A 26,976-nucleotide genomic window follows, 5' to 3' on the forward strand; every position below is an offset into this window, starting at 1 on the left:
TGCTCGCTGGCCGGGGCCCGCTGGGGCGGGACCGTGACCGGTGGCGCGCACCTGCCGCGACGCTCCTCGGGAGGCCGCCTTGTCGGCGGGATGGAGGCGGCGCGGGTGCGCATGCCCTGCGAGTCGGGCTCGGGACGCTCCGCCTTCCATGGCGATGCGCGAGCCGCGGGGTTCGCAGTGGTCGAGAGGGCGGATCCTCCGCCCGGTCGGCGAGTTCGTTCGCCGTCTGACGTGACGCCGTCAGGGTGTTCCCCGGGCTCGACCACCCGTGGACCTGTCGGACGCTACCAGTGATCAACCACGAAGCCCAAGGCTTTATTCCCGGGGTCTCGCCGATGTCTCCAGCGCTCATCGCCGTGGAGAGAGGTCGAGGAAGCGAGAAGCGCGCGGCGGGCGTGACGAAATCGGTGGAATGGCTGAGCTATTCCCCCTGGTTCGTCCCCCTCGTCGAGGCAGTGCTCGCAGTGTCGTCGCGGTGCCCCTTGCGGGCCTCGGGGTCCACGACCAGCAGCACGTCCACCGGGCCGCCCGCGGCGCCGAAGGCGTGGGGGAGCATGGTGTCGAACTCGGCGGACTGGTTCGCCTGGACCCGGTAGCGACGCTCCCCGAGCAGCAGGGTGAGCGTGCCCGAGAGCACCACCAGCCACTCGTGCCCGGGATGGGCGCGCATCCGCGACGGCTCGGGCGGTGGCCCGGTGACCCGCTGACGCAGGATCACCAGGTCGGGGGAGTGGCGGATCCGCCAGCGCAGCGAGTCGCCACCATGATCGGTCATCGGGTGGGAGACCACCTCGACGTCCTGGGTCTCGACCAGGGCGTCGAGGCTCGTGTCCAGCGCCCGCGCGAGGGTGACCAGCTGGTCGAGGGCGAGGCGCCGCTGTCCGTTCTCGATCCTCGAGAGTGTCGAGGGGCTGAGGTGCGCCCGCTCGGCGAGCTCCCCGAGGGAGAGGCCCTGCGCGAGACGCAGCGCACGGATGCGTTGCCGGACCAGGCCGTCCACATCCCCGATATTTTGCGTCATGCGCAAAAGGCTATGCACTTTGGGCAACGGTGTCTAGCGTCGTCGCCATGACCTCACCGATGACTCCAGAAGCCCTCGCCCCGTCCGATGCCCTTCCCGACACCCTCGTGGACGTCGCCGTGATCGGCGGCGGTGCCGCCGGACTGAACGGCGCCCTGATGCTCGCACGCTCCCGCCGCAGCGTCGTCGTGATCGACAGCGGCGACCCCCGCAACGCCCCCGCAGAGGGGATCCACGGCCTGCTCGGCAACGAGAGCACCCCGCCCGGCGAGTACCTCGAACGCGGCCGCGCCGAGGTGCGCCAGTACGGCGGCCTGATCGTCCAGGGAGAGGTCGCCTCAGCGCGGGCCGATGAGCCTTCGGCCGACGGCGACCTGCGCTTCGCCGTGGCCCTTGCCGACGGGCGCACCCTCACCGCCCGCCGCCTGCTGATCGCGACCGGCGCCCGCGATGCGCTGCCCCAGATCCCGGGCCTCGCCCAGCACTGGGGCCGCGGCCTCGTGCACTGCCCCTTCTGCCACGGCTACGAGGTGCGCGACCGCGCCATCGGCGTGCTCGCCACCCGCCCCATGTCCCTCCACCAAGCTCTGATGTTCCGCGCCCTGAGCGAGGACCTCACCGTCTTCGCCACCGACGGGCTCGAGATCGACGCCGCCACCCGCGAGCGCTTCGAGGCCCTCGGCATCACACTCATCGAGGCACCGATCGAGGAGATCGTCGCCGATGAGGCGGGCGGCATCGCCGGGGTCAGGCTTGCCGGCGGAGAGGTCGTGGCCCGCGAGGTGCTCACCACCGCCACCGAGCTGAGCCCGTGCCTCGATGGCCTCGAGGAGCTCGGCCTCGCCCTCGAGGACCTCCCCGCCGGGATGGGGCAGAAGATCGCCACCGGCAGCGCGGGCGCGACCGAGGTGCCCGGGGTGTGGGTCGCGGGCAATGCCGCGGACCCCGCCGCGCAGGTCGGGGCCTCGGCCGCAGGCGGCGCGCTCGCCGGAGGGCACATCCACGGGATGCTCGTGATGGCCGACGCCGACGCGGCCGTCACCGCCCACCGCGCCCGCACCGCTGCCTGACCACACCCTTCACCCCGCACCCCGCACCCACACCCACTCGTGGGTGTGGGGCTCGCTCTCGCCCACTCGCGCGGGCTGCGGGCCCCACCCCCGGGGTCAGTGGCGGCGGTCGCGGCGGGCCTTGAGCCAGCCGTCCACGATGTCCCACATCGAGCTCGCGACCACCGCGACCGCGAGGATCACGGCGATGATGCGCACGGTGGGCTCGTCCACCCCGTTCGCGTGCAGGGCGAGGTCGATGAACTCGGGGTTGATCAGCTCGCCGCGCCCGATCAGGGTCAGCGCCCAGCTGATGAACGCCACCGCGAGTGCGGTGTTCAGCGCCGCGAGCATCCCGGTCCAGCGGCCGCGGATCAGCACCACCACGGCCAGTGCGACCTCGAGCACCAGAAGTGCGACCAGGGCGAGGATCCAGGTGGGCCACAGCTCAGGATTCAGCAGCGACAGGGATTCCCCCTCGAGCCGCACCGCGCCGCGCAGCTGATCCCAGATCAGCGCCGCCGAGAACACTCCGGCGAGCACCACGGAGGCGATCGTGTCCGTGCGGGTGGTGCCGGAGCTCTGCAGCTCGGGCAGCTGGTCCACGTCCCACTCCACACCGGTCTGGGCGCCGGTGCGCTCGAGGGCCGCGAACACCACGGTCACCCAGAACGCCACGTGCACCGCGGTGCTGAGCGCCACGCCGAGTGACTCGCCGATCAGCGCACCCATCGGCGCACCGACGAGGGCCTGGCTGATCGCCACGCCCACCAGGGCCACCGGCGGCACGATCCACAGCAGCAGGATCAGCAGACGCTTCCAGGTCAGGTAGAAGCGCGGGCCGATCAGCTGCAGCGGACGGTCCGCGTACTCGGCGGCGAGGATCGCGGGGTCGCCCAGCTCGGTGAGCACGGCACGCTCTGCCTCGACGGGGTCGACGCCCTGCTCGGTCCGGTCCTCGGTGGCGTCCATGATCAGGGCGGTGAGCTCGGTGCGCACGTCGTCCTGGGTCGAGGTGGGCAGGCCGGCGATCGCGGCCTGCAGATAGCGCTCGGTGAGTTCGGTATTCATGTCAGGACTCCTCGGCCCTGGGGCTCTCGGTGGTGAGGGAGGTGATGGCGCCGGTCAGGGCGCGCCAGTCGGTGGTGAGGGTGTCGGCGAGCCGCTCGCCCTCGTCGGAGGTGCGGTAGAACTTCCGCGGCCGCGCCTCCTCGGTGTTCCATTCGCTGGTGAGGAAGCCCTGCTTCTCGAGCCTGCGCAGCAGCGGGTAGAGGGTGTTCGCATCCGTGGCGAAGCCGTGGCGCTCGAGATCCTCCAGCAGCCCGTAGCCGTACCCGGGGGTACGCAGCAGCTGCAGGCAGGCGAGCACGACGGTGCCGCGCCGCAGCTCCTGCAGATGGAGATCATGGGAGTCGCTCATGCATCACACGATAGTGTGGGTCGCACAGTGTTGGCAAGAGGAAACTATCGTGCGTCGCGCGGGCGAGCGGGCGTGCTCTCCGTCGGACCCTCGAAAGCCGAGGGACCCGAGCAGCTCGAGCAACCCGAGCAGCCCGAGCAACCCGAAGAGTCCGAGGGGCCCGGGCAGCCCGAGGAACCCGCTCAGCCCGCCGCACCCGGACCGACCGGTCGAGCCCTCGAGGTGGCGGCGCCGCGCTGTGTAGCGTCGGCCCCTACAGCAGAGGCTGATCGAGGAGGACGAGATGACCGAGCAGGACCTCACCCAGCAGGACGTGGTCGAGAAGCTCCGCAACACGAAACTGGCCATGCTCACCACCGCGCTCCCGGACGGCACGCTGCTGTCGCATCCGATGTCGATCCAGGGCGTCTCCGAGGATGTGGACGTGTGGTTCTTCCTCGCGCTCGACGGCGGGCAGGCCGACGCCCTGCGCGGTGACCCCCACGTGAACCTCGCGGTCGCCGAGGCCGGCTCCTGGCTCTCCGTGGCCGGACGCGCCCGCCTGGTGGAGGACCGCGCGCTCATCGAGCAGCTGTGGACCGAAAGCGCCCGGGAGTACTTCCCCCAGGGCGCGGAGGATCCGAACCTGGGCCTGCTGCAGCTCAGCGGCGACTCCGCCCAGTTCTGGGGGATGCCCGGCGGGAAGGTCGCGGGCCTCGCCCAGATCCTCAAGGCCCGGGTGACCGGTGATCAGCCTCCCGGTGGCACGGCCACCACCGAGCTCTGACCGCGATGCCCCGCACCCTCGCGGACGGCCAGCGATGCCGCATCCATGTGCTCGACGTCGACACCGGCGAGCAGCGCATGGTCCACGAATCGGACCAGGTGCTCTACGAGGCACCGAACTGGACGGCCGACGGCGCCTGGCTGATCATCAACGGTGACGGGCACCTGTTCCGTCTCCCTGCCACCGGCGGCGAGCCGGAGCGGATCGATCTCGGGGATCTGCCGGCGCTGAACAACGATCACGTGCTCGGCCCCGACGGTCACCACATCTACGTCTCCGCCGACGACGGCCACATCCACCGGGCTCCGCTCACCGGCGGCCCCGCCACCCGCATCACCCAGCACGAGGACCACCTGCACTTCCTGCACGGGGTCAGCCCGGACGGCGCGACCCTCAGCTATGTGGGCGTGGAGCGGCTCGCCGACGGCACCTGGATGCCGCCGAAGGTGTTCGCGGTGCCCTCCCAGGGCGGGCGGCGCACCCAGCTGACCGACGGCGAGCACCCCGACGACGGCGCCGAGTACTCCCCGGACGGTCGCTGGATCTACTTCAACTCCGAGCGCGGCGGCACCGCCCCCGGCCACGCCCAGCTGTTCCGGATGCGCCCCGACGGCACCGGCATCGAGCAGCTCACCGACGACGAGCGCGTGAACTGGTTTCCCCACCTCTCCCCGGACGGGGAGCGCATGGCCTATGTCAGCTTCCCTCCCGGCACGCAGGGTCACCCCGCGGACCGCGAGGTGATCCTGCGCCTCGCCGCCCCGGACGGCGCCGGGATCCGGGATCTGGTGCATCTGCACGGCGGGCAGGGCACGATGAACGTGAACAGCTGGGCCCCGGATTCGCGTCACCTGGCCTACGTGGACTACCCGATCGGGGGCTGACCCCGGAACAGCAGCTGGGAGGTGCCGTCGGCCGCGAGGCGCCGATCGGCGGCGACCTCGTAGATCTCGCTGACCAGCTGTTCGTCGAGCACCTGGCCGGGTGGCCCGTCGGCCCGTACCAACCCGCCCGCGAGCACCACCACGCGGTCGCAGTAGCGGGCGGCGAGGTTCAGGTCGTGCAGCACCACCACCGTGGTCAGGCGCTGGGAGCGCACCAGCTGCAGCGCATGGTGCTGAGCGCCGATGTCGAGATGGTTGGTGGGCTCATCCAGCAGCAGCAGGCGGGGCCGCTGCGCGAGGGCGCGCGCGATCATCACCCGCTGCCGCTCACCGCCGGAGAGGGAGCGGACGTCCTGCCCGGCCAGGTGCAGGGCGCCCGCGAGCTCGAGCGCCTCGGCCACGATCTCCTGGTCCGTCCGGGTGAAGGCGCCGAGCGCGCCGCGATGCGGGATCCGCCCCAGCATCACCGCGTCCGCCGCCGTCATCGGCAGCTCTCCGGTGCCGTCCTGGCTCATCACCGCGATCCTCCGCGCCCTCTCCCGCCCCGAGAGGGTGGCCAGATCCTCGCCCTCGAGCAGCACCCGGCCCGCCTCCGGCACCAGCTCGCGGTGGAGGATGCGCAGGGCGGTGGTCTTGCCGCTGCCGTTGGGGCCCACCAGCCCCACCACCTCCCCGCGGGCGGCGGTCAGGGTGATCCCGCCCAGCACCTGCAGGGCGCCGAAGCGGTGGGCGAGGCCGTGCGCCTCGAGCAGCGGGGGAGGGGCGGTCATATGGTGGCCTGCTCGTCCAGCCAGTCGGCGATCTGTTCGAGCCCGTCCACGGTGAGCGGGGAGGCGGGCTCGACGACGTTGAACAGCAGCGGCAGCACCGCCTGCGCGGTGACGGCCCGCAGGCCGCCCAGACGCTCCGCGCCGGTTACCTCCGCGATCGCCTCCTCACCGGAGGTCTCGCCCTGATGGAGCACGATCAGCACGTCCGGATCCGCGGCCAGCAGCGGCTCGGCGCTGATCTCGAACACCCGCTCCGCCGTGTCCCCGAAGGCGTTCACGAGGCCCAGCGCCTCCAGCTGCGCGGTCGCCATGGACTGTGAGCCGTAGGTGTACAGCGGCCCGCCGCCGACACTCGGGTACAGCACCGCCGCCGTGCGCGCGGTGCGCTCGCCGGAGGCGGCCTGCACCGCCTCGATCCGCTCCTGCAGGGCGCTGGTCAGCGCCTCCGCCTCGTCCGCACGGTCGAAGAGCCGGCCGTAGGTGGCGATCTCCGCGAACAGGTCCTCGAAGCTCGCCCGCTCCGGGAGCTGCCCGCAGAAGGTGCGCGGCACGAGCACCTCGGCGCCCGCCCCGCGCAGCCCCTCCCGGGTGATGCCGTCCGGAAGGCCGATCACCAGATCCGGCTGCTGGGCGATCACCACCTCCTGATTGATCTGCAGGTGCCCGGTGGCATCGAGCTCCTCGGACAGCGCCGGGATCGCCTCGAGGCGGGCGGCGAGCTCGGGCGTGAAGTACTCCGCGGGGAAGGAGCCGGCGCGCGCGACCACCCGATCCAGCACCCCGATCCCCTCGAGCAGGGTCACCGGGGAGCTCTCCAGCAGCACCACCCGCTGTGGCGGTGCCTCCAGCAGCAGCCGCTCGGCGCAGTTGTCGAGGGCGAGCGGGAACCCGTCGGCCACCCCGGCAGAGCCGCCCCCACCAGCCGTTCCATCGGCCCCGGCGCCGTCGGATCCACCGGACCCGGGCCCGTCGACCCCTCCGCAGGCGCTCGCGCCAAGACCGAGCGCGCCGAGCAGCCCGGTGGCCAGCAGGGCGCGGCGCGGCAGGGGGCGGCGCGCCCTGCTGGCCACCGGGCCAGCAGGGCGCGGCGCGGCAGGGGGCGGCGCGGCAGGGGGAGAGGGGTCATCGGGAGGCCTTTCGGATCAGGACCAGCAGGAAGGGGGCGCCGACGACGGCGGTGATCACGCCGATCGGCAGCTCGCGCGGCACCATCACCAGGCGGGCGAGCACGTCCGCCCAGAGCAGCAGGCCCGCGCCGAGCAGGGCGCTCGCGGGGATCACCAGGTGGTGCCGTGCGCCCACCAGTCGGCGTGCGAAGTGCGGGACCACCAGGCCCACGAAGCCGATCGCCCCGGCGCCGGCGACCGCCGCGGCGGTGCACAGCGAGACCACCACCAGCAGGGCGATCCGGGCGCGATCGGGGGAGATGCCCAGGCTGTGCGCGGTGCCGTCCCCCGCTGCGAGCGCGTCGAGCAGCGAGGCCCCGGCGGTCAGCAGCACCGTGCCCAGCAGCGCGGCGCCGAGCGCGATCGCGAGGAAGGCGTTCCACTGCCCCAGCGAGAGCGAGCCGAGCATCCAGAACATCACCGAGCGGGAGCCCTCGGCGGAGTCGGAGGAGAAGATCAGCAGGCTGGTCACCGCCGAGAGCGCGTACCCCACCGCGACCCCGGACAGCAGCAGCCGCAGCGAGGTCACCCGGCCGTTCGCCCGCGCGATCACGAACACCAGCAGCGCCGCGCCGAGCGCGCCGACGAAGGCCAGCACCGGCTGGCCGTACTCGCCCAGCGCCGCCCCCGCGCCGAACAGGATCGCCGCCGCGGCGCCGGTGGACGCCCCGCCGGAGACCCCGAGGATGTAGGGATCGGCGAGCAGGTTGCGCACCATGGCCTGCAGGGCCGCGCCGCTGATCGCGAGGCATGCGCCGACGGCCGCGCCCATCAGCACCCGCGGCAGGCGCACCTGCCACACGATCGACTCGATAGACGGCTCCCAGGTCACGGGGACGGGCAGTCCGAGTCGGTGGCCGAGCACCTGCGCGGTGGTGAGCGGAGAGATCGGCACCGGGCCGATGCCCAGGCAGAGCAGCAGGCTCAGCGTGACCGCGAGCGCGAGACCCATCAGCAGCACCGCTGAACGGCGGCTGCGGGAACGCATCCCCAGCGGGTCGTGGGGAGCGGACGGTGCGGGAACGACGGCGGGCCGACGCATCGTGGCGGGCGTGAGAGCCACCTGGTCCCCTCCCTGCACGCGGTCGATACTTGGGCGAATATACAAGTGTGCGGGGAAGGTGCCCCGCCCGTGCCGTCGCTTGTCGACCCACGAGACCCGCCGGAGCTGCCGACGCAGCTCGTGCTCGTCGGGCGCCGCGACTGCTGGGCGGGCGCGGCCTGCGCTGCTACTCTGCCGATGCCGACGAGCCGCTCGGCCTCGCCAGCGGAAAGGTGCGCTCCGATGATGACGTCGCCGCCTCCCCAGCCCTCTCCCGGCTCCTCCGACTCGCCGGGCCCGCGCAGGAGCCGCGCGCCGTGGATCGTGGTGGGCGTGCTGATCCTGGTCATGCTGGTGATGGCGGGCGTGGGCGGGTGCGTCGCCGTGCGGCTGCTCGGTGAGGACGACCAGGCCTCTGCGCCCGCCTCCACCGCAGCGGATGACGCCCCCGCAGATCCCACCGACCGTCTCTTATACGCCGCCAGCTCCGGCGCTCCGGGCGCCTCGTGGGACGATCCCGCCCCGTTCGGCAGCACCGGGATGGTCCCGCTCGAGCCGGGCCGCGCCTTCGAGATCACGATCGGTGAGCCCGCCTGGGACGTCGAGCCGACCCTGCCCGACCGCGGTGGAGAGGCCCCGCCCGAGGGGATGGTCTACGTGGAGTTCCCGGTCACGGCCACCTATCGCGGCGAGGGCACCGCGATCTATGACGAGATCGTGTCCATGGTCTATCTGGACGCCACCGGCGCCGAGCACGATGAGGCGCTCGGGGTGACCACGAAGAACCCGCCGGAGGAGCTGCCGGAGTTCACCGACGGCACCAGCGCCGAGTTCGAGGTGGTGTTCCTGCTCCCCGAGGAGGACGAGGGCGAGGGCGCGATCGGCGTCGGTCCCGCCGCGACCGCTCCCGAGGGACGGGTCTTCGTCGAGGCCGGCTGAGCTCAGGAGTGCGAGTGCCCCGCGCCCGGAGAATCCGCGGCGTGGTGGATGCCGGGCAGGTGCTCTGACCCCAGGGTGTGCAGGAGCTCGTGGGCGAGATCGTCGGCCAGCTCGTAGCGCACCTCCCGCCCGGTGCGCCGGGCCCGCACCCAGCCCGCCTCGCGCAGCACGGCGAGCGCATGGGAGGTGGTGGACTCATGCGCCTCGATCGCCCGGGCCAGGTCCGAGCTGCGCACCCCGGGATGGGCGTGCAGGCAGAACAGGATCTGCAGCCGCCGAGGATCCGCCAGCAGCCCCATCCATGCGGCCAGCGCCTCGATCTCCCCGGCCTCGGCCAGCACGCTGCGCAGCTCGGCGACGAGTGCCTCGTCCTCCGGCCGCTCGGGGGAGGCCCGCACATGCAGCGGCTCATGGTGGTCCATGGCTCGACACGGTACAGCGGTTCTCCCTGCGTCCGGCCCGCCCCTACACTGGCGCGCACGACCGCGCCGTGTCCCCGATCCGCTGTGAGGTGAGTGCGATGGTCGACCTGCTCTGGGGCCTGGGCGGCATGGCCGGCCTGCTCCTGATCGCCGTCGCGCTGTCGAGCAACCGCCGCGCGATCCGCCTGCGCACCGTGATCGGTGCCTTCGCCCTCCAACTGGGGCTCGGGGTGATCGTCCTGTACTGGGCCCCGGGCCGATGGGTGCTGCAGAAGGTCTCCGCGGGCTTCCAGTCCGTCATCGAATCCTCCGGCGAGGGCATCGCCTTCCTGTTCGGGCCGCTGCTGCCCGCCGAGGGGCAGGGGAGCATCTTCGCCCTGCAGGTGCTGCCGGTGATCGTCTTCTTCGCCTCCCTCACCGCGGTGCTCTACCACTGGCGGATCCTGCCCAAGATCGTGGAATGGCTCGGCGGCGGGCTCGGCAAGGTGCTCGGCACCGGCTACGCCGAGTCCGTGAACACCGCCGCGAACATCTTCGTGGGGCAGACGGAGGCGCCGCTGGTGATCCGCCCCTACATCAAGGGCCTGTCCCGCTCGGGCCTGTTCGCCGTGATGGTGGGCGGTCTCTCCACCGTCGCCGGCTCCGTGCTGGTGGGCTACTCGCTGCTCGGTGCGCCGCTGGAGTACCTGATCGCGGCGAGCTTCATGGCCGCGCCCGGCGCGCTGCTGATGGCGAAGATCCTGATGCCGGAGGACGATCCGGACGCCCTCGCGCGCGAGGCCGAGATGGTCGCCGCGACCAGCCATGGGCGCTCGCTCGGCGCCGAGAGCAGCGAGGGGAGCACCGCCGAGCGCACGGCGGAGGGCATCGACGAGAGCACTGCGGAGGGCACTGTGCGCCGCGGCTCCGGCGAGGAGGGGGAGGACGAGGAGGAGGACCCCACCTCCTCCGGCTACAGCAACGTCATCGACGCCGCCGCCGGCGGTGCGGCCGACGGCCTCAAGCTCGCACTGAACGTGGGGGCCATGCTGCTGGCCTTCATCTCGCTGATCGCCCTGATCAACCTGCTGATCGGCACTGTCGGCGGCTGGTTCGGGGCCGGGGACCTCACCTTCCAGCAGATCCTCGGCTGGGTGTTCTCGCCTGTCATGTTCATGATCGGCGTGCCCTGGGAGGAGGCCGTGGCCTCCGGCTCCTACGTGGGCCAGAAGATCGTGGTCAACGAGTTCGTGGCCTTCGCCGGCTTCGGCCCCGAGATCGAGACCTTCAGCCCCAAGGCCGCCGCGATCACCAGCTTCGCCCTGACCGGTTTCGCGAACCTCAGCTCGCTGGGGATCCTGCTGGGCGGGCTCGGCGGCATCGCCCCGGAGCGCCGCTCCGAGATCGCCCAGCTGGGTCTCAAGGCGATCCTCGCCGGCACTCTCGCGAACCTGATGAGCGCGACAATCGCCGGGATCATGCTCGCCTGACGCACCGCGGCGACACAGCCCGCCGGCACCCGTCGGCACCACCTCTCCACCCCTCCACGAGACCAAGGAACACACCCCATGACCCCGCAGTCCCCGACCGGCCCCGTCGGCGTCGGCATCATCGGCGCCGGCACCATCTCCGTCCAATACCTCACCCACCTCACCTCCTTCCCCGACGTCACGGTCCACATCGTCGGCGACCTGTTCCCCGAGGCGGCCGCCGCGCGCGCCGCCGAGTTCGGGGTCCCGGCCTCCGGCAGCACGGAGGACGTGCTCGCCCACCCGGACGTCGAGATCGTGATCAACCTGACCATCCCCACCGCGCACTTCGAGGTGTCCCAGGCGATCGTCGCCGCCGGCAAGCACGTGTGGACCGAGAAGCCGATCACCACCTCTCCGGCCGATGCGAAGACGCTGCTGGCCGCGGCCGAGGCCGCTGGCGTGCGCGTGGGCGGCGCTCCCGACACCGTGCTCGGCGCCGGGATCCAGACTGCGCTGCGCACCCTGCGCGACGGCGCGCTCGGCGCCCCGGCCAGCGCGCTGACGCTGTTCCAGTCCCCGGGCCCGGAGTCCTGGCACCCGAACCCGGCCTTCCTGTTCCAGGAGGGTGCCGGGCCGCTGTACGACATCGCCCCGTACTACGCGACCACGCTCGTGCTCGCGCTCGGCCCGGTGGTCTCCGTCAGCGCGGTCGGCTCCAAGGCCCGCGAGCAGAGGACCATCGGCTCGGGCCCGAAGGCGGGGGAGGTCTTCGACGTCACGGTGCCCACGCAGGTCGCGGCGCTGCTGCGCTTCGGATCAGGGCAGAACGCGACCGTGCTGCTCAGCTTCGACTCCCCGAACTCGCGCACCGGCTTCGTGGAGGTCTACGGCACCGAGGCGACGCTCGCCTTCCCGGACCCGAACGTCTTCGACGGTGACTCGGCCCTGACGGTCTACCGCGGCGAGGAGGCCACCACGGTGCCGGCCACGGGCGCGACCACGGGCCGCGGCCTGGGTGTGCTCGAGATGGCCCGGGCGATCCGCGCGGGCGTCCCCCACCGCGCGCAGGGCGAGATCGCCGCGCACGTCCTGGACATCATGGTGGGCATCGAGACCGCGATCGCCGAGAACTCGATCGTGGAGATCTCCTCGACCTTCACCGAGGTCGAGCCGATGCCCGCGGACTTCGACCCCTTCGCCGCCACGCTCACCGAGGCCTCTGCCGCGGTCTGAGCCGTGGGGTCCGTCTGAGCAATGGGAAGAGCCCCGGCGCGAGCGCTCGCTCGGGTCGGGGCTCTGCTCTGGACGGCTGTGCTGGTCAGCGGGAGTCCGTGACCCCTCCGCCGAGCTCGCGCTGCTCCCTCTCCTGCGCGGCCAGCGCGCGCTCCGCACGCCCGGTGCGCAGCTCACGCGCCTCGCGCCGCTGCTGCAGCACGCGGCGCAGGATCCACAGCAGGCCGACGAGCACCGCCAGCACCCCGGCCGGCACGCTGCGGGGCAGCTCGATCGGGCCCAGCGCGATCGGCCCGAGAGCGAGCGCGAGACCGGCCAGCACGATCGCGAGGCCCACCAGGTATCCCTGCACATGGTCCCCGCGGCGCTGGGACGGGGTGCGGTGCGTCATCGGGCTGGCTCCTTCTCGGATCGCGAGGTGCTCACGCTACCGGAGGGGCGCCTCGTGCTCCTCCGACGGGCTGTTCAGCCGGTCAGCGCCATCACGATCAGCAGCTGCGTGAGCAGGAAGCCTGAGAGCAGGTTCAGCCACAGGAACCGCCGCCAGCCCCGGTTCGCCTCGTCGGCCCGCTGATCGGGCAGCGAGCGGAACGGCCAGGTGCTGAGGATGTAGGGCAGCGCCAGCGCACCGGCCAGCATCGCCGGCCATCCGGCCAGCAGCATCACCAGCCCCGCAGCGGCGTACAGCGCGATCGCGAGCCGCACCGTCGGCGCGGCGCCGAGCACCGTGGCGATCGAGCCGATGCCGGCCTCGCGGTCCGGCTGGACGTCCTGCACCGCGCCGAAGGCGTGCGAGGCCATGCCCCACAGGAAGAAGGCGAGCAGGCTCGCCGCCGCCGTGAGGCTCAGCGGCGCCCCGGTCAGCGCGAGACCGAACACCGCCGGGCCCACGAAATGGGTCGAGGAGGTCAGAGAATCCGCCACCGGCCGCTCCTTCAGCCGCAGCCCGGGCGCGGAGTACCCCACCACCGCGGCCAGCACGATCACCAGCACCGTCGCGGAGACCAGCCCGCCCCAGGCGAGCAGCGCGATCACGAAGGGCAGCGCGAGCAGCCCCGCGGACCACAGCGTCACCGCATGCCAGCGCCGATCCAGCACGCTCCCCTCCACGCCGCCCTTGCGGGGGTTGCGCAGATCGGACTCATGGTCGAAGACGTCGTTCACGCCGTACATCAGCAGGTTGTAGGGCACCAGGAAGAACAGGGTGCCCACCACCAGCGGGATATCCACCCCGCCGCCGGCCAGCAGGTACGCCGCGGCGAAGGGATAGGCGGTGTTGATCCAGCTCAGCGGGCGGGAGGAGGCCAGCAGCTGGCGCGCCGCCCCCGCCCACGAGCTCGCCGTGGTCATCGTGCTCATCGTTCACTCTCCGGGGTCAGCAGCAGCCACAGCGAGGGCAGCAGGAGCCCGGCCGCGAGCGGCCAGGCGAGATCCTCGATCGGGGCCAGGCCGATCCGCACGCCCAGCAGCTCCGACTCCTCGAAGCGGAACAGATCCGCGGCGATCATCAGCGAGTCGAACACCGCTGTCATCACCCACAGCACCACGATGGTCCCGGCGGTGACCGCCCACCAGCCTCGGCCCGGCCGGCGCCGCACCACCGCGAGCGCGGTGACCAGCACGGGCACGATCAGGAACAGACCGGCCAGCCCTGCGTAGCTCATCGCTCCTCCTGCGGTCTCGAGGTCGGTGCGGAGGCCCGCGACCGCGCGATGGCGGGGCGGAGCAGGCCCACCAGGCCGTGCAGCACCTGTGTCAGGTAGCTCAGGAAGGTGATGAACACCAGCTCCTCGAGCGGCAGCTCGGGCCCGAGCATGATCCCGGTCATCAGCGGGCTCTGCCCCATCCGGTAGTGGCCCACGGCGATCGCCGCCAGATCCCACAGCAGGAAGAACCCGATCCCGGCGCCGACCACCACCAGCGTGCGCCGCGGCGCCCGCCACAGCGCCAGGCGGAAGCGTCTGTCCAGCAGTCCCATGCAGGCCATCGGCACCAGCAGCGCGCACAGATACACCAGCGAGATCATGCCACCGCCTCCGCCGCAGGCTCGGGCAGCGGGGAGGCCGAGCGGTCCCCGCGCAGACGCTTGGCGACCAGCTCCGCGCTGATCAGGCACATCGGCAGACCGATCCCCGGGATCGTGCTCGAGCCCGCATACAGCAGAGACTCCACCTTCCGTGAGGCGTTGCCGGCGCGGAAGAACGCGCTCTGGGCCAGCGTGTGCGCAGGGCCCAGCATGCTGCCGCGCCACGCCCCGAGATCCTCGGCGAACTCCCCGGGACCCACGGTGCGGCGCACCACGATCCGCGCCGTGAGATCCGGGATGCCGGCCTGCGCGGAGAGCATCGCGATCGCCTCCTCGGCCACGCGCTCCACGGCCGCGTCGCCGCCGCCGTCCAGCCCGCCGCGTCCGATCCCCGGATCGGCGGGCATCGGCACCAGCACGAAGAGGTTCTCGTGCCCGGCGGGCGCGACCGACGGATCCGTCGCGGAGGGACGGCACACGTATGCCGAGGCGGGGGAGGGGATCCGCCCCTCGCGCAGGGCGGAGAAGTTCTCCTCCCAGTCCCGGGTGAACAGCAGGGTGTGGTGCGCCAGCTGCGGCAGCTCGCCCGTCACTCCCAGCATCACGAGCACGGCGCCGGGCCCGGGGGTGCGGCGCCGCCACCACGACTCGGGGTAGGTCTGCAGGTGGGGTGGCAGCAGGGTGGTCTCGGCCCGGTGCAGGTCAGCAGTCGCGACCACCACGTCCGCGGGGAGCGTGCGCGATCTCCCGTCGGCCCCGCGCACCTCCACGCCGCGCGCTCGCGCCCGGCGCCGCCCCCGTCGGCCCGCGAACCCTTCGCCGGGCTCCTCAGTGAGGATCCGGGTGGCGCGCGTGGAGGTGTGCATCCGCACGCCCTCGCGCTCCGCGAGCTCCACGATCACCTCGATCAGGTGGGCGAAGCCGCCCATCGGGTACTGCACCCCGCCGGTCAGATCCAGGGCGCTCATCAGGTGGTACATGCTCGGCGCACGGTCCGGGGAGGAGCCCAGGAACACCGCCGGATAGCCCAGCACCTGCTGCAGCCGCGGATCCCGGAAGCGGCGTGCCACGAAGCGGTCCAGCGGCTCGGTGAGCAGCTGCAGCAGGCGAGGGGCCTGCAGCGCCAGGCGCGGCGACAGGAACGGCCGCAGCGAGGTGAAGGAGGAGTACAGGAACCGCTCGAGCGCCACGTCATAGGTGCGGGCCGCGGAGTCCAGGTGCTTCGCCAGCTGCAGCCCGGCACCTGGCTCGATCCGCTCGAAGGCGTCGGCGTTGCGGGCCGCGGAGGCGCTCACATCCAGCCCCTCCTCATGCCCCTCGAACAGCACCCGGTAGCCGGGATCCAGCTGCCGCAGATCCAGCTGCTCGGCGGCGGAAGTCCCCAGCAGGCGGAAGAAGTGGTCGAACACCTCGGGCATCAGATACCAGGAGGGCCCGGTGTCGAAGCGGAACCCGCCCTGCTCCCAGGAACCGGCACGGCCGCCGAGCGCATCCCGGGCCTCGACGAGATCCACCTGGTACCCGTCCCGGGCCAGCAGCGCGGCGGTGGCGAGCCCCGAGATCCCACCGCCGATCACCACGGCGGTGCGTGCCCTCGCGGTCATGACCTGCCACCGATCAGCACCTGCGCGAGAATGCGGGCCTTGTGATGATCGGGCACGCGCACCCGTGCCTCGCGGATCCGAGCGGCGGGGGGGGCGCGCAGACGCTCGGAGAGCGCCCGGTACAGGCCGTGCGCGGCCGCCACCGCGGAGCGGCTCGAGGCGGGAAGTTGCCCGATCGCGGTGCGGGCGAGCTCGAGCTCGGCATCGATCTCGTCCAGCAGCAGGTCCCGCTGGGCATCATCGAAGTCCTCCGGGTCCAGGCCCGGGAAGTACCTGCGTCCCAGCTGGTCGTGGTCCTCGGCGAGATCGCGCAGGAAGTTGACCTTCTGGAAGGCGGAGCCCAGCGCCCGGGCGGGCTCGCGCAACCGCTCGTACTGCGCGTCATCCCCGGCCACGAACACGCGCAGGCACATCAGCCCCACCACCTCCGCGGAGCCGTGCACGTACTCGGCCAGGCTCGCCTCGTCATGCGTGGCGATCTCCAGATCTGCGCGCATCGAGGCGAAGAACGGACCGATCAGCTCCTGGCCGATGCCGTGCTCGCGGGCGGCGAGGGCGAAGGCATGCACCACCAGATTCGTGCTGCGCCCCTGCGCGATCGCCTGCGCGGTCTCCTGCTCGAGCGCCTCCAGCATCTGGCGGCGTCCTTCGTCCGCGAGGTCCAGCGCCGGATCGTCCACGATCTCGTCGGCGATCCGCACCAGCGCGTAGAGGCTGCGCACGTGAGTGCGCACCGGCTCGTGCAGCAGGCGCGAGGCCCAGCCGAAGGAGGTCGAGTACTCCTGGATCACGGTTCCGGCGCTGCGCTGGGAGGCGTGGTCGTAGCGGGTCCCGGCGGGCCGGCCGCGGTGGCGTCGGCCCCTCATCGCGCGGAGCCGCTCGAGCGGCGGCGCACCAGCTGGATGACGGCGGAGGCGGCGATCAGCACGGCCGCGACGGTCGCCGCGATCGCGACGGCCGAGGAGTCCGGGGCGTCGGTCGCGCGGCCGACGGCGATCCACGCCAGTCCCCAGATCATCGCCAGCGGCGCCGCCACGGGGGCGCGGCCGTACAGCGTCAGCCCCACGCCCACAACCACCACCGCGGCGAGCACCACCACGGCCAGCAGGGCGGGCACGCCGAAGCCGGTGAAGCCCGCGCCCTTGAGCGCGGCGGCGATGTTCGCGCAGGTCGCGACGCTCACCCAGCCGAGGTACAGCCCGAAGGGGCCATCCGCGGCCAGCCGCTCGACGAGGGAGCGGGGCGCGATCTCGGTCAGGCGGCGGAAGAGCGTGGCGAGCACGGCGAGCAGCACCGCGATCACGGGCACGCTCAGCCACACCGCCCCGGCCTGGATGGAGAGGATCCACGCCGCGTTCAGCAGCATCGAGGCGATCGCGAGGCCCGCCAGGCGCCGCTCATCGTCCCTGTCCCACCACTGCCACAGCGTGTAGGCGCCGAGGCCCAGGTAGATCACGGTCCACAGCGAGAAGGCGGGACCGGCCGGAGCGAGGTGCGTGGCGTCGGCCGCGAGGAGGCCGCCAGCGGCCTCGGAGATCTGCTGGCCGCCCAAGGCGCCGACGCCGACGGCGCTGCCGGCGATCGCCAGCAGGAAGCTCACCGTCACCGCGAGGCGGCGCGGCAGCGGGGAGCGGGGCGAGCTGGTGGCGGTGAGAGAGGCGGTGTTCATGGGGAGCTCCGTTCAGGCGGGATGGCCAGAGGCGGGTCAGGCGGGCTGCTCGGTCCTGGGCTGGACGGCGGGGGAGGGGAGCAGGGCGTGCTGGGCGGTTCGGAGCACCTCGTCGCTCGCGGTGCGGATCTCCTGGCGCAGCGCCGAGGGCAGTCCGTGCCGGGCGGCGGCGGTGTTCGCGCCCTCGAGGTGCCAGCGGGCCAGCTCCTCCGTCCAGGCGCGCGAGCCGCAGCGGGTCAGCAGCGCCCGCGCATCCGTCGCGCCGATCTCGTCGAGGTCCGGGCGGCCGATCAGCGGATGCAGCTGCGGCCAGGCCTCGGTGGTCGCGGCATGGGCGAGCATCGCAGTGCGCTTGCCCTCGCGCAGATCGCCGAGGGTGCTCTTGCCGGTGCGCCGCTCGTCGCCGAACACGCCCAGCAGATCGTCGAAGAGCTGGAACCCGATCCCGAACAGCACCCCGATCTCGTCCAGGGCGCGCAGCACGGGCTCCTCGGCGTCGGCGAGCAGCGCGGCGGCGTGCAGCGGCAGCTGGAAGGAGTACAGGGCGGTCTTCAGCTCGGCGACCGCGAGCACCTCGCGCATCGGGGCGGGCGGGTCGAGGTCGAGCTGGAGGCGCACGTCCGCGAGCTCCCCGGCCACGGTGCCGTGGATGGTGGTCTCCACCAGGTCCAGCAGCGCGTCGATCACGGGGGCGGGGGCCTCGCAGCGGGCGATCGCGCGCACCGCGCCGAGCATCCCCAGATCCCCGGCGAGGATCCCGGCCGCCGCGCCGTAGCGGCGCGCACCGGCGGCGGGAGCGCCCTGGGTGCGGGCGCGCGCGGCGAACTCGCCGGGCAGGCTCGGGGCGCCGCGGCGCAGCTGGTCCCCGTCGATCACGTCGTCCTGGACCACGAAGGCCGTGTGCAGCAGCTCGATCGCGGCCGCGACCTGCACCGCCGCTGCGGGGCGGTGGCCGTCGAGAGCCTGATGCGTGGACAGCAGCAGAGCGGGACGGAACCGTTTGCCACCGCCGGAGGCGCGGCGGAAGGAGGACCACAGCTCGTGGTGGTCCTCGAGCGGCAGACGCCCGGGCAGCGAGGTGCCGGTGCTCAGCAGGCGCTCGAGCGCGCGCTCCACCTGAGCGAGCTCGGCGGTGCTCATGAGCTGCCACCGCCCTGCGGGCGCAGCAGGCCGTGCAGCGCCGGCAGCTGCTGGATGGACCACGGGCTGAGCGTCCACGGCGCGAGCTCCACCAGGGAGCGGAGCGCCTCGGGCTCGACCCAGCGCAGCTCGGCGACCTCGTCCGGGTGGGGACGGGGCTCGCTGTCGGTCTCGGCGATGAACACCGGGCAGATCTCGTTCTCGACGATCCCGGAGGCGTCCACCGCGCGATAGCGGAAGTCCGGCAGCACCTCGCGGACGGAGTGGATCTCCATTCCCAGCTCGTGCTGGGCGTGGCGGGCCAGGGCCTCGGGCATCGTCTCGCCCTGGCGGGGGTGGCCGCAGAAGGAGTTGGTCCACACGCCCGGCCAGGTGCGCTTGCTGAGCGCCCGACGGGTCAGCAGCACCGTCCCGTCGGCCCGCACCAGGTGGCAGGAGAAGGCCAGGTGCAGCTCGGTGGTGGCGGTATGGACGGTGGCGCGGGGCGCGAGGCCGCGAGGGGTGCCGTCCTCGTGCATCAAGATCACGTGGTCCTCGATGTGCGGTTCTGCCTCGAGCGTCGATGGTGCGTGCATGCCGCCCCCAATCATCTAGTTAGCCGGGCTATCTATATAGACTGTACCATCCTGCCCATGAGCGAGACACCCTCCGGCCCGCAGGAACAGGGCGGCGCGTATTGGTACGGCGGGGATGACTCCTCTGTGGCCCTGCTCAGCGCGCTGCGCAGCTTCCGGATGGCCGATCAGGATCTGCGCCGACGCATGAGCGAGGGCATGGACATGAACACCACCGACCTCGCCGCCCTGCGCTTCGTGATCGCTCGCGAGCTGGGCGGGGAGACGGTCACCCCGAGGGGGCTCGCCGAGCACCTGCACATCTCCGGCCCCTCCGTCTCCAAGCTGCTGGATCGCCTCACCGCCTCCGGCCATCTGCGCCGCGCGCCCCACCCCGCCGACGGCCGCTCCCGGATAGTGATCGCCACCGATCATGCCCACTCCCAGGTGCGCGAACGCCTCAGCCGAATGCACGAGCGGATGCTCGAGATCGCCCGGCACGTGCCCGAGGAATCCCGCACCGCGGCGATCGCGTTCCTGGAGGCGATGGCCGCACACCTCGACTCCGAGGCGGTGCCCGCGCAGCTCACGCCCTCGCAGGAGTAGGAACCGGCCGGAGCCCGGGACGCCTGGCTGCGGCGACGTTCGGGAGTCCGATCGAGAATGCGTGCGGTAGGGACTGTGTGCGGTAGGGACTGTGTGCGGTCGGCAATACTTGGGGCCGACGAGAGAGCCTCGTCGCGAGAGCCTGCACCGCCCCGGTTCCCCCGGGCGCGGAGGCCCCGCAGCGCGAACGTTCCGGGAGCATGAGGTGGCCGAGATCAGCTGGACCGAGGACGGCGCCACCCGCAGCGCGCGCTGGCACTCCGAGAACGGCACCCCCGCCCCCGAGCGGATCGAGATCATCGACGACGCCATCACTGCAGACCAGGCCCTGCGCCGGCTGCGCACCGGCACCGCTCTGCTGTGGCGCGGGGACTACCCCGGCGCCCGGCAGCTGCTCAATGCGATCGGCAGGCGCCTGGACCGCCGCCGCGCACCGGCGCATCAGGACATCGCCCGACTGTTCACCGGCCACCGCACCCAGCGCGCCGAACGAGCCCGCCTGCTCGGCGGAGTGCTGGTGGAGCTCGAGCCCGGCCACCGCCTGGACCTGCGCCGCGCTCCGGATGTGCGCGAAGCGTGCCGTGAAGCCTATGGGGAGTGGGAGGAGACCACGCTGCTCGCGCTGTCCGAGCTGCTCGGTGTGCTCAGCGCTCACCAATGGCAGCAGAAGGGAGTGTGGATCCCGGCGCTCGAGGCGTACATCCACCCTCGCCACAGCGTCTTCTCCCCGGTGCGCGCGGAGTACGTGGACCTGGTGGCCGAGGCGCCGCTGCCTGCGGTCGACGGGGGCCTGAGGGCCTTCGACCTCGGCGCCGGCACCGGCGTGCTCGCCGCAGTGCTCGCTCGGCGCGGGGTGGAGCGCGTGATCGCCTCGGACCTCAACCCGCGCGCCGTCCAGTGCGCACGCGAGAATGCAGAGCGACTGGGCCTGGGGGAGCGCATCGAGGTGCTCGAGGCGGACCTCTTCCCCGAAGGTCGCGCGGACCTGATCGTCTGCAACCCGCCCTGGCTGCCAGGCGCCGCCAGCTCCCGCCTCGAGCTCGGGGTCTATGACGATGACTCCGCAATGCTGCGCGGCTTCCTCGCCGGGGTCGAGGAGCACCTGACCCCGGGCGGGGAGGCCTGGCTGGTGATCTCGAACCTCGCCGAGCATCTGCAGCTGCGCGCCCCAGGAGAGCTCGCAGGCCTCATCGCGGACGCCGGCCTCGAGGTGATCGGGCACCTCTCCACCGAGGCGCGCCACCCACGGGCGAAGGATCCGAAGGATCTCCTGCACGCCGCCCGCTCTCGTGAGGTCACCACGTTGTGGCGGCTGCGCCCCGCGGGGCACTGAACAGCCGTACCACTAGGGCAGTGAGCGGGCGCCCAGCGGCGCGGTGAGCGTCTGCCCGCTGCGGTGCGTGGAGCGGCTGTGCTCTGCGGTGCGTTGAGCGGCTGTGCCCTGCGGTGCGTTGAGCGGCTGTGCCCTGCGGTGCGGTGAAGGGCCCAGAGCGAAGGCCGCGGGGCGCGCTCAGGGGCGCCGGAAGCTACTTTCCAGTAGCCCGGTGCTGACCTCCTACAACGTCGCAAAATGGGATGTGGCGGAGGCCACCTCGGAAATGGCTGTTCTGGCTTGACCGGGGTGCTGGGGGCCCGTAATGTTCTTCCTCGTGCCCCGGAGAACGGGAACGAGGAACGGCCGAGAGGTTGGACCGAGATCCTGGCTCTGACCAGGCATGGAAGGTCTTCCGAGAGAGGATCGCGGCGCGGATCACACCGCACGGATTTGACTCGGAGAACCGGCCCCGGTAAGTTTGAGGGGTTGCCTCGGAGCGAGGGACTCGAGAAGAGTTCAGTAGCTGTGAGTGCGCGTGTTGCTTGATATCTCAATAGCGTGTCTGTTTGTTGATGCCATTATTTTGAATGGCAATTTTTAACGGATGATACAGCAGTTATATGCTGGTTGTTTGTTTCTATTGTCAGGATACTGTTTTTCATGTTTTTTCATGGAGAGTTTGATCCTGGCTCAGGACGAACGCTGGCGGCGTGCTTAACACATGCAAGTCGAACGATGACGACCGTGCTTGCACGGTCTGATTAGTGGCGAACGGGTGAGTAACACGTGAGTAACCTGCCCTCCACTTCGGGATAACCTCGGGAAATCGTGGCTAATACCGGATATGAATCCTTGTCGCATGGCGGGGGTTGGAAAGATTTATCGGTGGGGGATGGACTCGCGGCCTATCAGTTTGTTGGTGAGGTAATGGCTCACCAAGACGATGACGGGTAGCCGGCCTGAGAGGGCGACCGGCCACACTGGGACTGAGACACGGCCCAGACTCCTACGGGAGGCAGCAGTGGGGAATATTGCACAATGGGCGAAAGCCTGATGCAGCGACGCCGCGTGAGGGATGACGGCCTTCGGGTTGTAAACCTCTTTCAGTAGGGAAGAAGCGAGAGTGACGGTGCCTGCAGAAGAAGCGCCGGCTAACTACGTGCCAGCAGCCGCGGTAATACGTAGGGCGCAAGCGTTGTCCGGAATTATTGGGCGTAAAGAGCTTGTAGGTGGCTTGTCGCGTCTGCCGTGAAAACCCGAGGCTCAACCTCGGGCGTGCGGTGGGTACGGGCAGGCTAGAGTGTGGTAGGGGAGACTGGAACTCCTGGTGTAGCGGTGAAATGCGCAGATATCAGGAAGAACACCGATGGCGAAGGCAGGTCTCTGGGCCATTACTGACACTGAGAAGCGAAAGCATGGGTAGCGAACAGGATTAGATACCCTGGTAGTCCATGCCGTAAACGTTGGGCACTAGATGTGGGGGACATTCCACGTTTTCCGCGTCGTAGCTAACGCATTAAGTGCCCCGCCTGGGGAGTACGGCCGCAAGGCTAAAACTCAAAGGAATTGACGGGGGCCCGCACAAGCGGCGGAGCATGCTGATTAATTCGATGCAACGCGAAGAACCTTACCAAGGCTTGACATGCACCGGACGACTCCAGAGATGGGGTTTTCTTCGGACTGGTGCACAGGTGGTGCATGGTTGTCGTCAGCTCGTGTCGTGAGATGTTGGGTTAAGTCCCGCAACGAGCGCAACCCTTGTTCTATGTTGCCAGCACGTGATGGTGGGGACTCATAGGAGACTGCCGGGGTCAACTCGGAGGAAGGTGGGGACGACGTCAAATCATCATGCCCCTTATGTCTTGGGCTTCAAGCATGCTACAATGGTCGGTACAATGGGTTGCGAAACTGTGAGGTGGAGCGAATCCCAAAAAGCCGGCCTCAGTTCGGATTGGGGTCTGCAACTCGACCCCATGAAGTCGGAGTCGCTAGTAATCGCAGATCAGCAACGCTGCGGTGAATACGTTCCCGGGCCTTGTACACACCGCCCGTCAAGTCACGAAAGTCGGTAACACCCGAAGCCAGTGGCCCATCCTCGTGAGGGAGCTGTCGAAGGTGGGATCGGTGATTGGGACTAAGTCGTAACAAGGTAGCCGTACCGGAAGGTGCGGCTGGATCACCTCCTTTCTAAGGAGCATCACCAATTATGGTGGCCATCTGCCTGCCCGAGTGTGGTGGGGGTGGTTGCTCAAGGGTGGAACATCAACGAATGGGCACTTCGCTTGCCGGCGATGTCTTCTAGTACGACCTTTCGGGGTCTGGAACGGGAATGGCCGGTGGGTTTGAGGTGGAGACACGCTATTGGGTTGTGAGGCTGCACGCAGCCCCGACGGGCCCTTCTTTGGAAGGGCGTTGTGGGGGTGTGTGGCTGGTCCTCCCTGATGCTGCTTGGCGCGAATGCGTAGGTGGTGTTGGTGTGGGGTTGTTTCTTGAGAACTGCATAGTGGACGCGAGCATCTTGTAAGCAATTTTTATTGACATTGTGTCTTTGTGTTGCCGTAAGTTTTAAAGGGCGCACGGTGGATGCCTTGGCAAGAGGAGCCGACGAAGGACGTGGGAGTCTGCGTTAAGCCTCGGGGAGTTGACAACCGAACTGTGATCCGAGGATGTCCGAATGGGGAAACCCACCACGAGTCATGTCGTGGTACCCGCCACTGAATGTATAGGTGGTGTGGAGGGAACGCGGGGAAGTGAAACATCTCAGTACCCGCAGGAAGAGAAAACAATAGTGATTCCGTGAGTAGTGGCGAGCGAAAGCGGATGGTGGCTAAACCTGGTCTGTGTGATACCCGGCAGGGGTTGCAGGTTGGGGGTTGTGGGACGTATCAGAACTGTCTGCCGGCAGTTCGGCGTGGACGTGCAGCGGTAGTCGAAGTCGTGGTGAGTGCGACGGCGTAGAGGGTGTGACCCCCGTAGACGAAATCGATGTGCGGCGTGATGCTGTTCCCGAGTAGCACCGGGCCCGTGAAATCCGGTGTGAATCTGCCAGGACCACCTGGTAAGCCTGAATACTACCTCTTGACCGATAGCGGACAAGTACCGTGAGGGAAAGGTGAAAAGCACCCCGGGAGGGGAGTGAAATAGTACCTGAAACCGTGTGCTTACAATCCGTCGGAGCCTTTAGGGGTGACGGCGTGCCTTTTGAAGAATGAGCCTGCGAGTTAGTGGTCGGTGGCGAGGTTAACCCGTGTGGGGTAGCCGTAGCGAAAGCGAGTCTGAACGGGGCGTTCAGTCGCCGGCTCTAGACCCGAAGCGAAGTGATCTATCCATGGGCAGTGTGAAGCGCGGGTAAGACCGCGTGGAGGCGCGAACCCACTTCAGTTGAAAATGGAGGGGATGACCTGTGGATAGGGGTGAAAGGCCAATCAAACTTCGTGATAGCTGGTTCTCCCCGAAATGCATTTAGGTGCAGCGTTACGTGTTTCGTGCCGGAGGTAGAGCACTGGATAGGCGATGGGCCCCACCGGGTTACTGACCTTAGCCAAACTCCGAATGCCGGTACGTGAGAGCGTAGCAGTGAGACTGTGGGGGATAAGCTTCATAGTCGAGAGGGAAACAGCCCAGAACATCAGCTAAGGCCCCTAAGCGTGTGCTAAGTGGAAAAGGATGTGGAGTTGCTGAGACAACCAGGAGGTTGGCTTAGAAGCAGCCACCCTTGAAAGAGTGCGTAATAGCTCACTGGTCAAGTGATTCTGCGCCGACAATTTAGCGGGGCTCAAGCACACCGCCGAAGCTGTGTCACTCCGGTCTTGTACTGGGGTGGGTAGGGGAGCGTCGTACAGCCAGCGAAGCTGCGGGGGAACCCAGTGGTGGAGGCTGTACGAGTGAGAATGCAGGCATGAGTAGCGAAAGACGGGTGAGAAACCCGTCCGCCGATTGATCAAGGGTTCCAGGGCCAGGTTTATCCGCCCTGGGTTAGTCGGGACCTAAGGCGAGGCCGACAGGCGTAGTCGATGGACATCGGGTTGATATTCCCGAACCGATCGTAGGAGGACCCATACCGAGGCAGTCGATGCTAACCACCCGAGCCGTCTCTTCACCCTTCGGGGTGGGGTTGGTGGTGAGGCTGGGAACCAAGGTTGTAGTAGGTCAGCGCATGGGATGACGCAGAGAGGTAGCTTCCGCGGACTTAATGGAATAGTCCGTCTAAGCGTGCAGCCCGGCCCCGGGTAATGCTGGGGCCTTGAGGGTGAGACGTGATGGGGATCCCGTATGGGCGTAGGTGAGTGATCCTGTACTGCCAAGAAAAGTTCCGGCGTGACGAATACGGTCGCCCGTACCCTAAACCGACTCAGGTGATCAGGTAGAGAATACCGAGGCGTTCGAGAGAATCGTGGTTAAGGAACTCGGCAAAATGCCCCCGTAACTTCGGGAGAAGGGGGGCCCTATCCGTGAGAGCGGTGAGGGCCGCAGAGACCAGGGAGAAGCGACTGTTTACTAAAAACACAGGTCCGTGCGAAGTCGTAAGACGCTGTATACGGACTGACGCCTGCCCGGTGCTGGAAGGTTAAGAGGACCGGTTAGAGCCCTTCGGGGTTCGAAGCTGAGAATTTAAGCCCCAGTAAACGGCGGTGGTAACTATAACCATCCTAAGGTAGCGAAATTCCTTGTCGGGTAAGTTCCGACCTGCACGAATGGCGTAACGACTTCTCCACTGTCTCAACCGCGAACTCGGCGAAATTGCATTACGAGTAAAGATGCTCGTTACGCGCAGCAGGACGGAAAGACCCCGGGACCTTTACTATAGTTTGATATTGGTGTTCGGGACGGCTTGTGTAGGATAGGTGGGAGACTGGGAAGCATTCACGCCAGTGAGTGTGGAGTCGTTGTTGAAATACCACTCTGGTCGTTCTGGATTCCTAACCTCGGTCCGTGATCCGGATCAGGGACAGTGTCTGATGGGTAGTTTAACTGGGGCGGTTGCCTCCTAAAGAGTAACGGAGGCGCTCAAAGGTTCCCTCAGCCTGGTTGGCAATCAGGTGTTGAGTGTAAGTGCACAAGGGAGCTTGACTGCGAGACTGACAAGTCGGGCAGGTGCGAAAGCAGGAACTAGTGATCCGGCACCTCATTGTGGAATGGGTGTCGCTCAACGGATAAAAGGTACCCCGGGGATAACAGGCTGATCTTGCCCAAGAGCTCATATCGACGGCATGGTTTGGCACCTCGATGTCGGCTCGTCGCATCCTGGGGCTGGAGTTGGTCCCAAGGGTTAGGCTGTTCGCCTATTAAAGCGGTACGCGAGCTGGGTTTAGAACGTCGTGAGACAGTTCGGTCCCTATCCGCTGCGCGCGTTGGATATTTGAGAAGTCCTGTCCCTAGTACGAGAGGACCGGGATGGACTGACCTCTGGTGTGCCAGTTGTTCTGCCAAGGGCATGGCTGGTTGGCTACGTCGGGAAGGGATAACCGCTGAAAGCATCTAAGCGGGAAGCCTGCTTCGAGATGAGATATCCGTGCACCTTTTGGTGTGGGAGGCCCCCAGTAGATGACTGGGTTGATAGGCCAGATGTGGAAGCGCAGTAATGTGTGGAGCTGACTGGTACTAATGGCCGATGACTTACTTCAACACTATTGTTTGCGTGTGTGTTTGCGTCCACTGTGCGGTTCTTGGGAAACAACTCCTCGGAGCTGGATCACTCGTTTGTGGGGGTGTGTCTGGTTCTGGAGTGGCTGGTTGTCTCATCGTGTTACGGCGGTCATAGCGTCGAGGAAACGCCCGGTTCCATTCCGAACCCGGAAGCTAAGCTCGATTGCGCCGATGGTACTGCACTCGGGAGGGTGTGGGAGAGTAGGTCGCCGCCGGACATCTTCACTGGGAGTGGAGGAGTGCTTGAACCCCT

The 26,976-nt window shown here is 69.1% G+C and carries 24 protein-coding genes and 3 rRNA genes; 11 read left to right on the forward strand and 16 right to left on the reverse strand.

The features are described from left to right. Positions 1 to 421: 421 nt before the first annotated feature. Positions 422 to 1,021, reverse strand: coding sequence for a helix-turn-helix domain-containing protein (locus BN4251_RS04160; protein ID WP_087483871.1), 600 nt, complete (start codon positions 1,019 to 1,021; stop codon positions 422 to 424). A 47-nt stretch (positions 1,022 to 1,068) separates the two neighbouring features. On the opposite strand from BN4251_RS04160, the gene BN4251_RS04165 reads away from it, so the two are divergent. After that, a complete protein-coding gene (locus BN4251_RS04165; RefSeq protein ID WP_087483872.1) occupies positions 1,069 to 2,091 on the forward strand; it encodes an NAD(P)/FAD-dependent oxidoreductase in 1,023 nt (340 codons plus the stop codon). Positions 2,092 to 2,187: 96 nt separating this feature from the next. Here the strand turns inward: BN4251_RS04165 and BN4251_RS04170 are convergent, their stop codons facing one another. Then, the gene (locus BN4251_RS04170; protein ID WP_087483873.1) at positions 2,188 to 3,141 is read right to left on the reverse strand and encodes a permease prefix domain 1-containing protein; all 954 of its coding nucleotides are present in this window, start codon (positions 3,139 to 3,141) and stop codon (positions 2,188 to 2,190) included. A gap of 1 nt (position 3,142) precedes the next feature. After that, positions 3,143 to 3,490 carry a PadR family transcriptional regulator gene (locus BN4251_RS04175; RefSeq protein ID WP_087483874.1) on the reverse strand — a complete coding sequence of 116 codons (348 nt, stop codon included), beginning with the start codon at positions 3,488 to 3,490 and terminating at the stop codon, positions 3,143 to 3,145. Positions 3,491 to 3,773: 283 nt separating this feature from the next. On the opposite strand from BN4251_RS04175, the gene BN4251_RS04180 reads away from it, so the two are divergent. Both BN4251_RS04180 and BN4251_RS04185 read left to right on the forward strand, forming a co-directional pair. Further along, positions 3,774 to 4,256, forward strand: a complete 483-nt coding sequence (locus tag BN4251_RS04180; protein WP_087483875.1) for a pyridoxamine 5'-phosphate oxidase family protein — start codon at positions 3,774 to 3,776, stop codon at positions 4,254 to 4,256. A gap of 5 nt (positions 4,257 to 4,261) precedes the next feature. Next, a complete protein-coding gene (locus tag BN4251_RS04185; RefSeq protein WP_087483876.1) occupies positions 4,262 to 5,140 on the forward strand; it encodes a TolB family protein in 879 nt (292 codons plus the stop codon). On the opposite strand, the gene BN4251_RS04190 is transcribed toward BN4251_RS04185, so the two are convergent. The 3 genes from BN4251_RS04190 to BN4251_RS04200 are packed head-to-tail and all read right to left on the reverse strand — an operon-like array spanning position 5,122 to position 8,118. Further along, positions 5,122 to 5,910, reverse strand: coding sequence for an ABC transporter ATP-binding protein (locus BN4251_RS04190; protein WP_087483877.1), 789 nt, complete (start codon positions 5,908 to 5,910; stop codon positions 5,122 to 5,124). The genes BN4251_RS04185 and BN4251_RS04190 overlap by 19 nt on opposite strands. Then, complete coding sequence (locus tag BN4251_RS04195) at positions 5,907 to 6,980, reverse strand: ABC transporter substrate-binding protein (protein WP_087483878.1); 1,074 nt, start codon at positions 6,978 to 6,980, stop codon at positions 5,907 to 5,909. The genes BN4251_RS04190 and BN4251_RS04195 overlap by 4 nt, the downstream gene beginning before the upstream one ends. 52 nt (positions 6,981 to 7,032) lie before the next feature. Further along, on the reverse strand, positions 7,033 to 8,118 hold the full coding sequence (locus BN4251_RS04200) for a FecCD family ABC transporter permease (RefSeq protein WP_087483919.1): 1,086 nt from the start codon (positions 8,116 to 8,118) through the stop codon (positions 7,033 to 7,035). Between the two features lie 243 nt (positions 8,119 to 8,361). Between BN4251_RS04200 and BN4251_RS04205 the strand changes: the two genes are divergently transcribed. Next, positions 8,362 to 9,057: a hypothetical protein gene (locus tag BN4251_RS04205; RefSeq protein ID WP_087483879.1), complete on the forward strand. Its 696-nt coding sequence runs from the start codon at positions 8,362 to 8,364 to the stop codon at positions 9,055 to 9,057. 2 nt (positions 9,058 to 9,059) lie between these two features. On the opposite strand, the gene BN4251_RS04210 is transcribed toward BN4251_RS04205, so the two are convergent. Further along, the gene (locus BN4251_RS04210; RefSeq protein ID WP_087483880.1) at positions 9,060 to 9,479 is read right to left on the reverse strand and encodes an ArsR/SmtB family transcription factor; all 420 of its coding nucleotides are present in this window, start codon (positions 9,477 to 9,479) and stop codon (positions 9,060 to 9,062) included. 98 nt (positions 9,480 to 9,577) lie between these two features. Here BN4251_RS04210 and BN4251_RS04215 point away from each other — a divergent pair, with 98 nt between their 5' ends. Continuing rightward, the gene (locus BN4251_RS04215) at positions 9,578 to 10,948 is read left to right on the forward strand and encodes a NupC/NupG family nucleoside CNT transporter (protein ID WP_087483881.1); all 1,371 of its coding nucleotides are present in this window, start codon (positions 9,578 to 9,580) and stop codon (positions 10,946 to 10,948) included. A gap of 78 nt (positions 10,949 to 11,026) precedes the next feature. Next, the gene (locus BN4251_RS04220) at positions 11,027 to 12,163 is read left to right on the forward strand and encodes a Gfo/Idh/MocA family protein (RefSeq protein ID WP_087483882.1); all 1,137 of its coding nucleotides are present in this window, start codon (positions 11,027 to 11,029) and stop codon (positions 12,161 to 12,163) included. Between the two features lie 85 nt (positions 12,164 to 12,248). Here the strand turns inward: BN4251_RS04220 and BN4251_RS04225 are convergent, their stop codons facing one another. The 9 genes from BN4251_RS04225 to idi all read right to left on the reverse strand — a co-directional run bounded on the left by BN4251_RS04225 (position 12,249) and on the right by idi (position 19,177). Continuing rightward, the gene (locus BN4251_RS04225; RefSeq protein WP_087483883.1) at positions 12,249 to 12,554 is read right to left on the reverse strand and encodes a hypothetical protein; all 306 of its coding nucleotides are present in this window, start codon (positions 12,552 to 12,554) and stop codon (positions 12,249 to 12,251) included. 74 nt (positions 12,555 to 12,628) lie between these two features. Further along, positions 12,629 to 13,522 carry a prenyltransferase gene (locus tag BN4251_RS04230; protein ID WP_425426184.1) on the reverse strand — a complete coding sequence of 298 codons (894 nt, stop codon included), beginning with the start codon at positions 13,520 to 13,522 and terminating at the stop codon, positions 12,629 to 12,631. Next, positions 13,519 to 13,827, reverse strand: a complete 309-nt coding sequence (locus tag BN4251_RS04235) for a lycopene cyclase domain-containing protein (RefSeq protein ID WP_087483884.1) — start codon at positions 13,825 to 13,827, stop codon at positions 13,519 to 13,521. The genes BN4251_RS04230 and BN4251_RS04235 overlap by 4 nt, the downstream gene beginning before the upstream one ends. Continuing rightward, positions 13,824 to 14,189 (reverse strand): lycopene cyclase domain-containing protein, encoded by a 366-nt coding sequence (locus BN4251_RS04240; RefSeq protein WP_087483885.1) that lies wholly within the window; start codon positions 14,187 to 14,189, stop codon positions 13,824 to 13,826. The genes BN4251_RS04235 and BN4251_RS04240 overlap by 4 nt, the downstream gene beginning before the upstream one ends. Beyond that, positions 14,186 to 15,793 carry a phytoene desaturase family protein gene (crtI, locus tag BN4251_RS04245; RefSeq protein WP_087483886.1) on the reverse strand — a complete coding sequence of 536 codons (1,608 nt, stop codon included), beginning with the start codon at positions 15,791 to 15,793 and terminating at the stop codon, positions 14,186 to 14,188. Before crtI ends, BN4251_RS04240 begins: the two co-directional genes overlap by 4 nt. Next, positions 15,790 to 16,659, reverse strand: a complete 870-nt coding sequence (locus tag BN4251_RS04250) for a phytoene/squalene synthase family protein (protein WP_087483887.1) — start codon at positions 16,657 to 16,659, stop codon at positions 15,790 to 15,792. Before BN4251_RS04250 ends, crtI begins: the two co-directional genes overlap by 4 nt. After that, positions 16,656 to 17,462 (reverse strand): TspO/MBR family protein, encoded by an 807-nt coding sequence (locus tag BN4251_RS04255; RefSeq protein WP_087483888.1) that lies wholly within the window; start codon positions 17,460 to 17,462, stop codon positions 16,656 to 16,658. Before BN4251_RS04255 ends, BN4251_RS04250 begins: the two co-directional genes overlap by 4 nt. A 36-nt stretch (positions 17,463 to 17,498) precedes the next feature. Continuing rightward, positions 17,499 to 18,602, reverse strand: a complete 1,104-nt coding sequence (locus BN4251_RS04260; protein ID WP_087483889.1) for a polyprenyl synthetase family protein — start codon at positions 18,600 to 18,602, stop codon at positions 17,499 to 17,501. Further along, positions 18,599 to 19,177, reverse strand: coding sequence for an isopentenyl-diphosphate Delta-isomerase (gene idi / locus BN4251_RS04265; protein WP_087483890.1), 579 nt, complete (start codon positions 19,175 to 19,177; stop codon positions 18,599 to 18,601). The genes BN4251_RS04260 and idi overlap by 4 nt, the downstream gene beginning before the upstream one ends. Positions 19,178 to 19,234: 57 nt before the next feature. Between idi and BN4251_RS04270 the strand changes: the two genes are divergently transcribed. The 5 genes from BN4251_RS04270 to rrf all read left to right on the forward strand — a co-directional run bounded on the left by BN4251_RS04270 (position 19,235) and on the right by rrf (position 26,941). Beyond that, positions 19,235 to 19,762 (forward strand): MarR family winged helix-turn-helix transcriptional regulator, encoded by a 528-nt coding sequence (locus BN4251_RS04270; RefSeq protein ID WP_087483891.1) that lies wholly within the window; start codon positions 19,235 to 19,237, stop codon positions 19,760 to 19,762. Positions 19,763 to 19,967: 205 nt separating this feature from the next. After that, entirely contained in the window at positions 19,968 to 21,095 is a 1,128-nt protein-coding gene (locus tag BN4251_RS04275; protein WP_087483892.1) for a methyltransferase, read from the forward strand. 649 nt (positions 21,096 to 21,744) lie between these two features. Continuing rightward, positions 21,745 to 23,264, forward strand: a 16S ribosomal RNA gene (locus tag BN4251_RS04280). 369 nt (positions 23,265 to 23,633) lie between these two features. After that, positions 23,634 to 26,701 (forward strand): 23S ribosomal RNA (locus BN4251_RS04285). 123 nt (positions 26,702 to 26,824) lie between these two features. Then, a 5S ribosomal RNA gene (rrf, locus tag BN4251_RS04290) occupies positions 26,825 to 26,941 on the forward strand. The 16S, 23S and 5S rRNA genes sit together here, the layout of an rRNA operon. The last annotated feature ends 35 nt before the right edge of the window (positions 26,942 to 26,976 follow it).

The organism is Brachybacterium massiliense (assembly GCF_900184245.1).
Lineage (GTDB): Bacteria > Actinomycetota > Actinomycetes > Actinomycetales > Dermabacteraceae > Brachybacterium > Brachybacterium massiliense.